The sequence below is a fragment of the Campylobacter sp. RM16187 genome (assembly GCF_025319965.1).
Classification (GTDB): Bacteria; Campylobacterota; Campylobacteria; order Campylobacterales; family Campylobacteraceae; genus Campylobacter_A.
The window spans coordinates 279961-292041 of the sequence record NZ_CP012549.1 but is presented as its reverse complement, the minus strand read 5'-3'; the positions used below and the strand labels follow the sequence as shown (position 1 = coordinate 292041).

9 protein-coding genes and 1 pseudogene are annotated in these 12081 nt (G+C 40.0%); 3 read left to right on the top strand and 7 right to left on the bottom strand.

Features of this window, described 5'->3' with window-relative positions; all coding sequences use genetic code 11:
• Window positions 1-211: 211 nt before the first annotated feature.
• Window positions 212-1960, top strand: coding sequence for a KAP family NTPase (locus CDOMF_RS01665; RefSeq protein ID WP_260952164.1), 1749 nt, complete (start codon window positions 212-214; stop codon window positions 1958-1960).
• Window positions 1961-1978: 18 nt separating this feature from the next.
• Here the strand turns inward: CDOMF_RS01665 and polA are convergent, their stop codons facing one another.
• The 3 genes from polA to CDOMF_RS01650 form a co-directional block, all read right to left on the bottom strand.
• Window positions 1979-4627, bottom strand: a complete 2649-nt coding sequence (polA, locus tag CDOMF_RS01660; RefSeq protein ID WP_260952163.1) for a DNA polymerase I — start codon at window positions 4625-4627, stop codon at window positions 1979-1981.
• 75 nt (window positions 4628-4702) lie between these two features.
• Window positions 4703-5512 carry an HDOD domain-containing protein gene (locus tag CDOMF_RS01655; protein ID WP_260952162.1) on the bottom strand — a complete coding sequence of 270 codons (810 nt, stop codon included), beginning with the start codon at window positions 5510-5512 and terminating at the stop codon, window positions 4703-4705.
• A 75-nt stretch (window positions 5513-5587) separates the two neighbouring features.
• Complete coding sequence (locus tag CDOMF_RS01650; RefSeq protein ID WP_260952161.1) at window positions 5588-6175, bottom strand: DJ-1/PfpI family protein; 588 nt, start codon at window positions 6173-6175, stop codon at window positions 5588-5590.
• Window positions 6176-6281: 106 nt separating this feature from the next.
• Here CDOMF_RS01650 and CDOMF_RS01645 point away from each other — a divergent pair.
• A pseudogene (locus CDOMF_RS01645) lies at window positions 6282-6641 on the top strand (formate--tetrahydrofolate ligase); the annotation flags it as partial.
• Window positions 6642-6693: 52 nt separating this feature from the next.
• The gene (locus CDOMF_RS01640; RefSeq protein ID WP_249321430.1) at window positions 6694-6867 is read left to right on the top strand and encodes a formate--tetrahydrofolate ligase; all 174 of its coding nucleotides are present in this window, start codon (window positions 6694-6696) and stop codon (window positions 6865-6867) included.
• A 143-nt stretch (window positions 6868-7010) separates the two neighbouring features.
• Here the strand turns inward: CDOMF_RS01640 and CDOMF_RS01635 are convergent, their stop codons facing one another.
• From CDOMF_RS01635 to uvrA, 4 genes are read right to left on the bottom strand one after another with little or no spacing between them, the layout of a single operon-like run.
• Window positions 7011-7844, bottom strand: coding sequence for a hypothetical protein (locus CDOMF_RS01635; protein WP_260952160.1), 834 nt, complete (start codon window positions 7842-7844; stop codon window positions 7011-7013).
• Window positions 7823-8263: a pyrimidine dimer DNA glycosylase/endonuclease V gene (locus tag CDOMF_RS01630; RefSeq protein ID WP_260952159.1), complete on the bottom strand. Its 441-nt coding sequence runs from the start codon at window positions 8261-8263 to the stop codon at window positions 7823-7825. The genes CDOMF_RS01635 and CDOMF_RS01630 overlap by 22 nt, the downstream gene beginning before the upstream one ends.
• A complete protein-coding gene (locus CDOMF_RS01625; protein WP_260952158.1) occupies window positions 8260-9186 on the bottom strand; it encodes a hypothetical protein in 927 nt (308 codons plus the stop codon). The genes CDOMF_RS01630 and CDOMF_RS01625 overlap by 4 nt, the downstream gene beginning before the upstream one ends.
• Complete coding sequence (gene uvrA, locus CDOMF_RS01620; protein ID WP_260952157.1) at window positions 9167-12025, bottom strand: excinuclease ABC subunit UvrA; 2859 nt, start codon at window positions 12023-12025, stop codon at window positions 9167-9169. Before uvrA ends, CDOMF_RS01625 begins: the two co-directional genes overlap by 20 nt.
• Between the last annotated feature and the right edge of the window lie 56 nt (window positions 12026-12081).

The window sequence follows — 12081 nt, the reverse complement described above, 5'->3', positions numbered from 1 at the left end:
GGAATGTTATTTTTTAGAGTATTAGCGTAATTTTAGCAAATACACGGCGTCAATCAGCTTAAATTTTATAGTTTTTATTAAATATCATTTTTAATAAGATAATTTAAGATTATTAAATAGGTGAAAATGTCACCTTAAAGAAACTAAATATAAAATTTATAATAATTTAAATAATATACAACATCGCTTTAAAACACAAAGGAGTGACCTTATGAGCTTTCTATCTAAAGAAAAAATTGAGACTAGACTAAAAGAGATATTAAAAATGGACAGTGCAAGGTGCATTGTTCTGGACGGAAAGTGGGGTGTTGGCAAAACTACTTTTTGGAACAACTTCTCAAGCAGTTTAGATGAAGACTTTAAAAAATCAATATACATATCGCTGTTTGGAAAAGAAACTATACAAGAGATAAAAAGAGAGATAATTTTACAAATTTATGCAAGGAATAAATACATATCAGAATTTACAGAAAAAGCTAAAGACCTTTGTTTTAATGATATTATTGATCAGATAACACCAAATTTAGGCACAGCGATAATAAGCTCTATATCTTTTTTTAAAAAGAAAGATTTTAAAGATATTATAATCTGTTTTGATGATTTTGAAAGAGTATCTGAAAAGATAAATTTAAAAGATATTTTAGGTCTAATATCTGAATTAAAAGAACAGAAAAATTGCCATATTGTTATGATCTTAAATAAAGAGAAGATAGAAAATAACCAAATTAAAAATAGCACCACAAAAGAAGTAGATGAAAATAATTTGTCAAGTAAAAATATAGAAGAAGAAATTTTGTCAAAATACAAAGATAAGATTATGGATTATGAGTTTTACTACAACCCTACACCAAAAGAATCGTTTGAGCTTATCTCAAAAGAACTTATATGCTTTCAAGATATTGCATTAAAGTATTTTGAAAAACACAATATTAATAATATCAGAGTAATAAGACGAGCTATAAACGCATTAAATGACTACTCTAAATTTATAACAAAATATACAAATACTCAAATCAACATAAAAGAAAACATTATCAATTATGTACTAGCCATAGCTGTTATAAACGCAACAAATTCATCAGCAGATATTGATAATCTAATAGGAAAATTAAACTATCGCGACCTGCCTGAAGACATTTACGATCTTTATAAAAACAATGCAAACACTGAAGATTTAGCCCATCAACTCATATTAACTACAGATCAAGATTATTATATGATAGGGAAAAATATAGTGTCGTATTTTAAGACTTCGGTTATTGACGAAACTTTGTTAAAAGAATCAATAAACGCACTGATAGAAAAAGAAAAATATCGTGAAATTAAATCCGAAATTCGCAACGAATATCTTAAGGGTGTGCTTGACTTAAAATATGACAATAAAACCTTCATAACAAATCTATATAATCACCTAAAAGATGATAAAGAAAATATAGTTCATATTGTAGGGATAGACGCATTTATTTTATACATAGATACGTTAAAGAAATTTGATACAACAAACAAAGAGAAGTATCATAGTTTTGCGATAGAGATACTATGCGACTATTTAAAGAGTGTTTTCGATGAAAATATACATCAAAATATATATACCGAATCACTTGATTTAATGTTAAATTTTGATGACAAGATAGAGTCTTTATACAATAACTTTTTAGACAAAAATCAACTCAATAAAATTTCATCCGCAAACAATATCATAAAACACATATTTGAAACTAAGGATCCTATTGCTGAACAATTAATAGAAAACATAAGAGAGGATGAGCTGGTAAGATATTGCCATGATTCTAATTTTCTGCAAAGCGCTATCAGATTTTTACAAAAGAATGAGCATCAAAGCAAAGAGATTAAGACTATGCAAGAAAAAATTATAAAAGCGTTTCAAAAGATATCCGAAAGCGGTAATGTGGATCAAAAATTCAAAATAAACCTAATCCTTAAAGAGGTTCAAAAGTAAAAGGCAATATAAAGCCTTTTACTTCAAATCACCCCAGTTTTTCGCTATATTTAGTGAAGTCTTAAGCGGAACATTAAGCTTATAAATGCTTTGCATTACCTCTTTTGCCTGCTCGCCAAATTCTTGCGCAAAGCCGTCTTCAACCTCAAATATAAGCTCATCGTGAATTTGAAGCAGCATACTGGCTCGCTCGTCTAAAATTTTGCCTATTTTTACCATCGCAAGCTTTATAATATCAGCAGCCGAGCCCTGAAATATCGTATTTACCGCTTCGCGCTCATACATCGCAAGCTGCATCGGAGTTGCCGTGCTAAAGTCAAAAAATCTTTTGCGACCAAGCAAGGTGGTAACAAATCCATTATTTTTAGCCTCGGTTTTAATGCTTTCTAAAAAGCCCTTAATGCTTGGAAAAGCCCTAAAATAGCGCTCTATATACTCTTTTGCTTCGGCGCGTGAGATACCGACCTGCCCTGAGAGCTTACTTGAACCCATACCGTAGATAAGCCCAAAATTTATACTCTTTGCCACGGCTCTATTTTGCGCATTACTCTCGCCAAATATGCTAATCGCCGTGCGGGCGTGGATATCCTCATCATTTGCAAACGCCTCAAGCAGCGCACTATCCTTACTAAAATGCGCAAGCAGCCTTAGCTCTATCTGGCTATAATCAAGCCCCACAAGACTAAAGCCATCCTTTGCCTCAAACGTCTCGCGAACCTCATAAGCAAGGCTTCCGCGCGCAGGGATGTTTTGCAAATTTGGATTTTTGCTAGAAAGCCTGCCAGTGCTCGTGCCCGTTTGCATAAAATTTGTATAAATTCGGCTGTTTTCATCGTTTTTAGCCAAATTTAAAAGCGGTTCGCAATAAGTACTTTGAAGCTTATAAATTTCGCGGTATTCAAGCAGTTTAGCGATAACAGGATGAGCCTCAAGCAGCTCGGTAAGCACGGCTTCATCGGTGCTGTAGCCTGTTTTAGTCTTTTTCTTGGCAGGCAAATTTAGCCTCTCAAAGAGCACTTCGCCAAGCTGTTTAACGGAGTTTATATTAAAGCTCTCGCCGCTTAGCTCATAAATTTCAGCAGTAAGTCGCTTGATAGTGGCGTCATTTTGAATTATTAAATTTTGCATTTTTTGCCTGTTTAGCTTGATGCCGCGATTTTCCATATCAAAAAGCGTGATAAGAAAAGGAAATTCATGCTCGTTTGCAAGCTTAAGCAAATTTGGATCAAGCAGATTTAAAAAGCTCTTATAAAATTTAAGCGTTATCCAAGCGTCCTCGCTCGCGTATTTTGCGGCATTTTCAAGGCTAACGCTGGCAAATGTTTCGCCACGCTTGACCACATCTTCAAATTTGATCGTATCGTAATTATAAAGCCGCTTTGCAAGCGCGTCCATACCCACAGCCTGCGAAGGCTCCATAAGCCACGCCATGATCATCGTATCTTTAAAATTTTTAGGCGGATTGAGGTTTAAATTTTGCTTTACGACCTTAAAATCATACTTTAAATTTTGCCCTATGACGCAGCCTTTGTAAATTTGACCTACCGCCCAAGCCGCAAATTTAAGGCTTACTTGCTTGCTAACTCCAAGATAGCTGTGTGCAATAGGCACATAGTAGCTATCGGTGTCGTTAAAGCAAAAGCTAAAGCCCACGATTTTAGCATTATTTGCGTCTATGCCCGTAGTTTCGGTATCAAAAGCAACCATCGTTTCGTCCGTTATGCCTTCTAGCAAGCGCTCTATCTCGCTTTCATCAGTTAGCAAATGCGCGTTAAATCCAAGCTTAAATTCGGCATTTTCTTCGCTATTTTGAAGCGACTTTAAAATGCGGTTTAAATCGTATTCGCGCAATAAATCGGCGATTTTTAAAAGCGGATTTTGCGTCGGAAACAGCGCGGCTTGAAAGCTTTTTATCTCTACCGCATCGTAAAAAAGAGAAGTTAGCCGCTTGCTTAAAAAGGCATTTTCCCTGTCATCAACTAGCATCTGCCTTGTGCGATCGTTTCTTATAAAGCTTAAATTTTCATAGATATTTTCTAAGTTTCCAAACTCATCAAGCAGCTTTTTAGCGCCCTTTGCGCCGATACCTTTTACACCGGGGATGTTATCTGAGCTATCTCCTGTAAGAGCTAGAAAATCGCGAATTTGAGAAGGTAATACGCCATACTTTTCCAAGCAGCTTGCGCTATCGTGATCTATCTTGCTTTGCGGGCTATATATGCTTACTTTACCGTCTTCGATAAGTTGATAAAGGTCCTTATCGTGCGTTACGATTCGCACGAAGATATCTTGCTCTTTTGCCGTTTTTACCGCAGTTGCAATGATATCATCGGCCTCATAACCCTCCTTTGACATCGCGCAAAGCCCCATCTGGCGTATCATCTCTATACACACTGGAAGTTGCTCTTTAAGCGGTGCCGGCGGCTCGTCGCGGTTGGCTTTGTATTCACCAGCCATCTCGTGGCGAAGTGTCTTACCCTTGCTATCTAGCGCAAAGATGATATAATCGCTTGGAAATTCCTCTCTTAAATTCATGATAAAATTTGCAAATCCGCTTATCATTCCGCTTGGCTTGCCCTCTTTATTTTTAAGATTTGGCATCGCATAATAAAGCCTGAAAAAAAAGCCGAAAGTATCGATGATAGTAAGAGTTTTTTTGCCGTTCATTATTTTTCCTTGATTTAAATTTGCGCAAAAGTAGAGCAGAAGCTGAGTTCAAGGCGAGCAAACCGCCCTAAACTACTAAACACCTTTTTCTTTTATCTCTTCTACAACCTCTTTTAAAATTTGCTCGTTAAAGCCGTTTTCAGCAGCCAAATTTAGCGCAGTTTGGACGTTTAGATCGCTAAGTTGCTGCTTTTGATTTGCCAAAACTCTTATGATGTAAAGCGCCCATGCGGTTTGTTTAAGCTCATCAGGCGCATTTTTTGGATCGTTTGAGTGGCGGATGTTTTCTACGATACCCTTTTCAAAGCCCCAGTGATCAAATATATCAGCAGCTATGAGCACGCTTGTAGTGCCGAAGTTATTCATCTCAACCGCGCCGATATCAAAGCTCATCGCGATATCTTCTTTAAAATACATCACCTCATCACGTCTAATTACCTCATCAGAGATCAAAATTTTGCCCGTATCTTGAAGCAGCGCGCATAAAAACATATCATCCATCTTCTCAGGCGCAATGCGCTTAAACCACGCTTTTGCGATCGCGCCTTGCAAATTTGAGATATTTACAAACTGCTCAGGGCTCACGCTATAAGGCTCCACGCTTACTTTTAGCATGCCTTGTACGGTTGAGCTAGCCACAAGCGATTTGGTCATATTTTTGCCAAATAAACTAACCGCTTGTAAAACCGTTTTGATCTGCCTGTTAAAGCCGTAAAGCGGAGAATTTGCCGTTTTTAAAATTTGAGCAACCATCATTGGATCGCCTTCGATGGCCTTAGCAAGCTCCCCTACTCCGCTATCGCTCTCACAAATTTGCAAAACCCTATGGAAGCTTTTTGGAAGCGGTGGAAGCGTTTTTATCCTCTTTTTAAACTCTTCAATCATATCTTGTCCTTACGAAAAATTTAAGAAATTGTATCAAAAAATTGCTATAAACAAACTTCACTCTATTTTTAAATTTCATACAAATGGATCGAAATTTCTATCTTCATTCCAGATATATTCCATCGATTTTGCGATATCTCGCGCAGTTTTTATTCCGTGAATTTCAGCCACAAAACCAAGCGCCATATCAACGCCGGCTGCAACTCCGCTTGAAGTGTAAAATTTGCCGTCCTTTACCCATCTGGCGGGCTTTATCCACTCCGTGTCTTTGCCAGCCTTTGTCACAAATTCCCAAGATGACTTGTTGCTAGTGGCTCTTTTGCCCTTTAAACATCCTGCGCAAGCGAGCAAAACCGAGCCCGTGCAGACGCTTAAAACTATCTTGCTAGCGTTAGCCAAATTTCTTAACTCGCTTAAAAACCGCTCGTCATTTATAAGCGTTCTTGTCGCAAATCCGCCAGGCACCAGCAGGATATCGTGGCTTTTTATCTCGCTTATTTTGCGAGTTAAAATTTGCGTGTTTATGGAGCTTTTAACCGCTTTTCCGTCAAGTGAAAAATAGTCTATCTCATAGTGCTGCTTAAGCCTTGAAAGCACTTCAAGCGGTCCAAGCGCATCAAGGCTAGTATAGTCGTCAAAAAGCAAGACATTTATCTTCTGCATGGCTTTTCCTTGTGAAATTTAAATTTGCAGACAAATTTAATCAAATTTTTCATATCTTTTTGATAAATTTTAATCTTTGAACTAATCTAAAATTTTAAGGAAATTTGTGCTAAACGATCACGAGATAGAAAAAAAGGCAAATTTAAAAAACATCAAAGAGGTGGCTAAAAAGTTAAATTTAAATGAAGAAAATTTAGAGCTTTTTGGCAAATTTAAGGCTAAAGTGGCTGCGAATTTGGCTACTAGCAACTCAAATTTGATCCTTGTAACGGCTACAAACCTGACCCCCTTTGGAGAGGGCAAGACAACCGTAACCATAGGACTTAGCGACGCTTTAAGCAGGCTTGATAAAAGAGTCTGCGCCGCACTTAGAGAGCCAAGCCTTGGGCCTGTATTTGGCATCAAAGGCGAGGCGACAGGTGGAGGATACGCTCAAGTTGCGCCAAGCGATGATATAAATTTGCACCTTGCAAAAACGCGCAAGAGATGTGAAATTTAGCCAAAAAGCGCTTAAGAATATGAATAGCATAATAGCTTTAGGCAAGGCAAATTTGCCCGTTTGTATCGTAAAAAATCAATACAGCTTCAGCTCAGATCCAAAATTTCTAGGCAGAGCTAGAGACTTTAGCTTTGAGCTTCGTGCAGGAAGCGGATTTATCGTGATTATAAACTATGTTAATACCAGAGCTTAACAAGCCTCCAAATGAGCGCAATGAATAATAAAAGCTCACATAAAATCATCTGTGGTTTCTCTAAATAAGGATAGTCTTAACTTATTCTTATTTTTTTAAAAATCACCGCAATTCCTTTTAAAGAACTTTTTATCGCCTCTGTTTTATATGTCATCGCTTTTCTTAAGCGTTCTAAGCGCTCTTTTTACGATATATGCGGTCTGCTTGCTTTTGCTTTGCTCGCTCCACCGAGCGCAAATTTCACGCACAAATTCAGCCTGCGTTTTGCTCGCGTCGTTTAGCCAGTTTGCCACGCTATCTTGCACATATTTTGAGCTATCGCTTTTAAGCGGTTCAAGTATGGCTAGTGCGCGCCAAGGCTCGGCTTTGAGTGCCGATATATGCTCGCACCAAACTCCGCGCGGTCTTGTAGCCTCGCTTGCAAATCGCCTGATATTAGCGTCTTCATCAAGTGCGAATTTTGAGAGAATTTCTATGCTTTCGTCCAAATTTGAGATGACTTTACCTCGCACGCAAAGCCAAGCGATCTCTCTAACGCCAAAGTGAGAATCCGCGGCAAACGGCTTTATAGCGTTAAGAGTAGCGCTTATATCAAGGCTATCATCACAAGCCGTCATATAAGCCGCCCAGCACCTTACAGTATCAGATCTGTGAGTGCTAAGAGCTTTTAAAATTTGTCCGCTTTTATCCACGCTTGCAATCTTAAAAAGCTCGGCGCCGATCGTCTTGCTAACGGAATTTGCGCTTTTGTTTTTAAGGCTTTTAACCTGAGCTAAAATTTGCTCTAAAAATTCGCTTTTGTTTATTTGCACAAGCACGTTTGCAAGCAAAATTTCTTGATTTACGGCAAGCCATTCGGTCAAATTTGCCGTTTGGATCTCGCCTGAATTTAACCGCTCTAAAATTTCGGTAGGAATTTCACTTATCGATCTTGCGCCTTTGCGCGGAATTTCTTTTAACTCTTTATCTTTTCCCACGGCTCGACATCTCCATTTACAGCTTTAAAAATACTCATTATCCCAACTTCGTTCACGCTCAAATTTCGCTCATACATCGCCACATCTCGCACCTTTAGCTTCTCTTGCAAAAACGCAAATTCATACTCTATCTGACCGCTTGTAACTTGCACCGGCGATAAATTCTGGCTACTAAAGGCATCTATCTTGCTTTTATCAAATTTATATCCTCTTTTTGAGGCCTCGTCATAAACCTCTTGCAAATAGGCATTTATAAGCTCTTTGGGGTTGTCATGCGCGTAAAATCTATCAAGCTGCGGATGGTTTTTATACCCCTTTGTAAGCCCATTTAAAACATGCTTTGCTAAAAGCGCCTCTCTCCATAACGCTACTAAACCTTTTGCGTCCAGATAAACAGGGCTGATCGTCCAAAGTCTCATGATATCTCACTCCTTAATTTATCTGCGATCTGCTTTGCAAGAGCCGTTACCATCGCTTTTTCATCCATATACCAGTACGGCACTCGCTCGTAATCCTTATATGGCTGATGAAGCATGCTCTTTACGGGCGGGTGCATAAAAATTTGGTTAAAAATTTCAAGCTCTTCTGGATAGGTAAAATATAAATTTAGCTCAGGATTTTGATTGTCGTTTCGCCAAGCGGCAAATTCGCAGGAGAAATTTTGATGTTTTGGCATTTTTATTTGATTAAAAATTTCCTCGTCAAGCAAAATTTTCGCAAGGCAGTAAATGCCGTGTGCAGGCATACAAAGCAGCTTTTTGTAAGGCAAAACGTCGGTTCTGTTATATCCCGCGCAGAAGGCTTGCAAATTTTCACTTATAACTTCCGCGTCTTTATCGCAAATTCCAACCATAGCGGCGATTTGGGCTCGCTCATTGGCAGGCTTTTTTGAGTTTATAAATTTCCTCGCCGCCTTTAATGCCGCTTCAAGCTTAGCCTCATCTTTGTACCGCATCGCAAAAAATAAATTTATGCCGACAACTAGCAGCGTGTAGCCGTTTTTGCTAGCTACGATGCCTGGCGGGATAATTTGCTCAATAGCTTCAAAATCACCGCACGCAACGCTATTTAACAGCTTAAAAAATCTAATGCAGTGATCATACCCGCTTGCGCTACCGGGAATTAGCTCCAAGCGGTTTTGCTGAAATATCAGGCTGTTTACGCCTTTCCAGTCGCGCTTTTCAAGGCACTGCTTAAACCAAATTTCATAAAGCTCTTTTGTATGTCTAAACGAGATCTGATTTATGATTTGGGCGATAAAATCCTCTTTGTTAGTATGCCTTCTAGCCGCGCTTAGTATGCGACTGCAAATTTCAAGATAATCACTGAGCGCTCTTTGCATCTTTTTTGCCTTTTTTAGCCTTCATCTCTTCAAGCTCTTCAGCTAAAAATTTACCCGTATAAGAGCCTGTTTTTTTGTGATTTTTAGCCACCTCTTTAACGCTTCCGCTAGCGATGATCTTACCGCCTTTTGCGCCGCCCTCAGGCCCCATATCGATGATATAATCGCAGTTTTTAATCACGTCCATATTATGCTCGATCACAAAGACCGAATTTCCAAGCTCGACTAAGTGATGAAGCACGCGCGTAAGACGGTCCACATCGGCAAAGTGAAGCCCCGTCGTAGGCTCATCAAGGATATAAAGCGTATTTCCCGTATCGCTTCTGCTTAACTCCTTTGAGAGCTTCACGCGTTGCGCCTCGCCACCGCTTAGAGTGGTTGCGTTTTGCCCAAGCGTGATGTAACCAAGCCCCACATCTTGCAGCGTCTTAAGCTTAGCCGCGATCTTTGGCACCGCCTTAAAAAACTCAACCGCGTCATCGATACTCATATTTAGCACATCGGCGATACTCTTGCCCTTATACAAAATTTCCAGAGTCTGGGCGTTGTATCTTGAGCCGTTGCAAGCGTCACAAACTACCATCACATCTGGCAAGAAGTGCATCTCTATCTTTATCTCGCCTTCGCCTTGGCACTTTTCGCACCTGCCGCCCTTGACGTTAAAGCTAAAGCGTCCGATTTTATAACCTCTTAGTTTCGCCTCTTTGGTCTGCGCAAAGAGATTTCTTATCTCGTCCATCACGCCCGTGTAGGTTGCAGGATTTGAGCGCGGAGTGCGTCCTATCGGGCTTTGATCAAGATATATGACCTTATCTAAATTTTCAAGTCCGCTTAAATTTACGCCTGCAACTTTTTTTACTTTTCTAGCTCTATTTAGCTGCTCTTGCGCCTCCGGAAGCAGGGTTTGAAGCACGAGCGAGCTCTTGCCTGAACCTGAAACACCCGTGATACCGACTAAATTTCTAAGCGGAAATTTCGCGCTTAAATTTGAGATATTATTGATATTTACGTTTGAAATTTCAAGCCAGCTTTCTTGTTTGCGATTTTTTTGATAGTCTATGCAGCGCTGTCCATTTAGATACTGCGCCGTTAGAGTGCTTGTTTTAAGCAGATTTTTAACGTCTCCGGCGTATATAATCTCTCCGCCAAATTTACCCGCTCCCTCGCCGATATCCACGACGAAATCCGCCTCTTCTATCGTCTTTTTATCATGCTCCACCACTATGACCGAGTTGCCTTTGGCTTGCAAATTTCTAAGTGTCTTAATAAGCTTTAAGGTATCTCGCTCGTGAAGTCCGATACTTGGCTCGTCAAGCACGTACATAACTCCGCTTAGCCCGCTTCCTATCTGGCTTGCGATACGAATTCTTTGCGCTTCGCCGCCGCTTATCGTGCGCGCATCACGCCCAAGCGAGAGATAGCCAAGCCCCACGTCATAAAGAAAGTAAAGCCGCTCGTTTATCTCCTTTAAAATAGGAGCCGCGATCATGCTATCTTGCTCGCTTAAGTAGCTAAATTTGGCTTCATCCGAAAAAAACGCAACGCAGTTTTCGATACTCATATCTAAAATTTCGCCTATCCCAAGTCCTGCTACGCGTACGGCTAAGGATTGGGGTCTAAGCCTATGTCCACCGCAGTTTGAGCAGATGCGCTCGCTCATATACTCGTCAAAATCCTTGTAATCCTTAAGAAGATCGTAGCTGATCTTTACTGCGCCCTCAAATTTACGCGTTATCTTATGCCTCTTCCAAAAGAACTCGACCTCTTTTGCGTTGCCGTAAAGCACGAGTCGCTTCTCATCTTCGCTAAGCTCATAATATGGCTTTCTCGCGTCGATAGAGTTTTGCTCGCAAAAGGCAAGCAAAAATTTATAATAATAACTCATATTGTAGCCGTAAAGCAACTTTATAGCGCCGTTTTCTACGCTTTTTTCCTCATCTATAACTTTGTTCATATCAAGGCTGTAGCGAATCCCAAGCCCGTCGCAGTGCTCGCACGCTCCTTTTGGAGAGTTGAAGCTAAAGCTAAGCGGCTCAAGCGGCGTAAATGAAATTTTGCAGTCAAAGCAAGCCATATGCTCGCTGTAGTGGATGAACTTTTCGCTTAGTCCAAGCTCTTCGGCGTTTGAAATTTCAACTTCAACTTCGCCGTAACTCTCGTGAAGCGCCTTTTCAACGTCACTTGCTAAGCGCTGAGAGTTTGAGCCGTCTATCACAAGGCGATCAACTACGACTTTGATAGTGTGCTTTTTGGTTTTAGCTAGCTCTATCTCCTCATCAAGCCTTACAGTAACACCGTCAATCTGCGCTCTAACAAAGCCCTTTTGGCGCAAATTTTCGATGAGATCCGCCCATGTGCCTTTCTTCTCGCGCACAAGCGGAGCGTAAATGATCAGCTTTGCGCCCTCAGGAAGCTTTGAAATTTCATTTATGATATCGCTTGCACTCATCTTTGAAATGGGCTTTGCGCACTGATGACAATGCTGAATCCCGACGCGCGCGTAAAGCAGCCGCAGATAATCATAAATTTCGGTTATGGTGCCGACCGTCGAGCGAGGGTTTTTGCTCGTGGTCTTTTGATCTATGGCGATCGCGGGCGTAAGACCTTCGATCTTATCGACATCGGGCTTTCCAACCTTATCCAAAAACTGCCTTGCATAAGCAGATAAACTCTCAATATATCGTCTTTGCCCTTCAGCATAAAGCGTATCAAATGCTAGCGTACTCTTGCCCGAACCGCTAAGTCCTGTAAAAACTACTAATTTATTCTTTGGAATTTCTAAATTTATATTTTTTAGATTGTGCTCGCGCGCACCTGTGATTTTGATAGTGTCGTTCATATTTTTGCCTAAAATTTAAGTTATTTATTTTAATCAAAGCGGCATAAATATCTGAT

What these genes read in the sequence shown, in the direction of transcription:
- CDOMF_RS01630 (WP_260952159.1), bottom strand. Translation starts at nt 8,263, where the DNA reads ATGAGACTTTGGACGATCAGCCCTGTTTATCTGGACGCAAAAGGTTTA.
- CDOMF_RS01665 (WP_260952164.1), top strand. Translation starts at nt 212, where the DNA reads ATGAGCTTTCTATCTAAAGAAAAAATTGAGACTAGACTAAAAGAGATA.
- polA (WP_260952163.1), bottom strand. Translation starts at nt 4,627, where the DNA reads ATGAACGGCAAAAAAACTCTTACTATCATCGATACTTTCGGCTTTTTT.
- CDOMF_RS01650 (WP_260952161.1), bottom strand. Translation starts at nt 6,175, where the DNA reads ATGCAGAAGATAAATGTCTTGCTTTTTGACGACTATACTAGCCTTGAT.
- CDOMF_RS01640 (WP_249321430.1), top strand. Translation starts at nt 6,694, where the DNA reads ATGAATAGCATAATAGCTTTAGGCAAGGCAAATTTGCCCGTTTGTATC.
- uvrA (WP_260952157.1), bottom strand. Translation starts at nt 12,025, where the DNA reads ATGAACGACACTATCAAAATCACAGGTGCGCGCGAGCACAATCTAAAA.
- CDOMF_RS01655 (WP_260952162.1), bottom strand. Translation starts at nt 5,512, where the DNA reads ATGATTGAAGAGTTTAAAAAGAGGATAAAAACGCTTCCACCGCTTCCA.
- CDOMF_RS01625 (WP_260952158.1), bottom strand. Translation starts at nt 9,186, where the DNA reads ATGCAAAGAGCGCTCAGTGATTATCTTGAAATTTGCAGTCGCATACTA.